This is a genomic window from Brachyspira catarrhinii (assembly GCF_005518285.1).
GTDB classification, from domain to species: domain Bacteria; phylum Spirochaetota; class Brachyspiria; order Brachyspirales; family Brachyspiraceae; genus Brachyspira; species Brachyspira catarrhinii.
Genome location: NZ_SJDU01000662.1, coordinates 1 through 785 on the forward strand (window position 1 = coordinate 1; position 785 = coordinate 785).

Sequence of the window (785 nt, forward strand, 5' to 3'; positions counted from 1 at the left end):
ATGACTAAAGATATACCGATACTTATAACCGCTGTTACCGACCCTGCCGATTCAAAATTGGTTGCCGACAATAATGTGCCAGGAGGAAATGTTACGGGAACTTCCGATTTAACTCCAGTCGAATCTCAAATAGAATTACTAACGGAAATTACTCCTAATATAAAAACTGTCGGACTTTTATACTGCTCGAGTGAACAAAATTCCGTATTTCAAATAAATATGGCTAAAAGAAAATTGGATTCTATGGGAATAAAACATATCGATTTAACCGTTTCAAATCCTAACGAAATTCAACAAGTTTTGCAAAGTGCAATCGGAAAAGTTGAAGCAGTTTATACTCCTACAGACAATATGATTGCGGCGGGAATGGCTACCGTAGCTTTAGTCGCAGAACCAGCCAAACTTCCCGTAGTTTGCGGCGAAGGAGGAATGACTATGCTCGGCGGAACGGCTACTTACGGAATAAGTTATTATGAGCTTGGAAAATTAACTTCGATTCAAGCGGTTTCTATTTTGAAAGGCGAAAAAAATCCAGCGGAAATGCCGATAGAATATTTGCAAAAATTTGATTTGATTGTCAATACGAATATGGTCGAAGCTATTGGTTTGACTATTCCAGAATCTTTGTATAATCAATAATTAAAATTTCTAAAAATAAGGATTATTAATTAATGTTTGAAGGAATTTTTCTCGCTATTCAAGGAGCGGCTTCTCAAGGAATAATTTGGGGAATAATGACTCTCGGAGTTTATATAACTTTTAAGGTTTTGGATTTTCAAATCGGA

At 36.1% G+C, this 785-nt stretch carries 1 protein-coding gene; it reads left to right on the forward strand.

Annotation, left to right across the window (positions count from 1 at the left end):
• On the forward strand, positions 1–639 hold a 639-nt coding region (locus EZH24_RS12920), incomplete at its 5' end, for an ABC transporter substrate-binding protein (RefSeq protein ID WP_137999432.1).
• Between the last annotated feature and the right edge of the window lie 146 nt (positions 640–785).